The 307-nt window shown below is 75.9% G+C and carries 1 protein-coding gene; it reads left to right on the top strand.

From position 1 onward, the window contains the following. Positions 1-307: hypothetical protein (locus ACIRBY_RS37345; protein WP_403909448.1), on the top strand; the 307-nt coding region annotated here is incomplete at both ends.

Below are 307 nucleotides of genomic sequence, written 5' to 3'. Positions count from 1 at the left end.
GGCCGAGGGGGGCCGTGCCGTCGCGGTGCAGCTCGCCGAGACGGCACAGCACACCGCCGAGGAGGCACGGCACACCGCAGGCGAACTGCGCGGCCAGCTCGCCGAAGCCCGCCGCGAGCTCGCCGAGGCACACCAAGCCCAGCAGCGGACCGAGAACCAGTTGGCGGAAGCGGAGTTGGCGCGGGGGCAGGCCGAGGGGGGCCGTGCCGTCGCGGTGCAGCTCGCCGAGACGGCACAGCACACCGCCGAGGAGGCACGGCACACCGCAGGCGAACTGCGCGGCCGGCTCGCCGAGGTCGAGGAGACG

Source organism: Streptomyces sp. NPDC096136, from assembly GCF_044763325.1.
Classification (GTDB): Bacteria; Actinomycetota; Actinomycetes; order Streptomycetales; family Streptomycetaceae; genus Streptomyces.
Note: the sequence above shows the minus strand (reverse complement) of the source record. Positions and strands in the feature narration are given on the sequence as shown.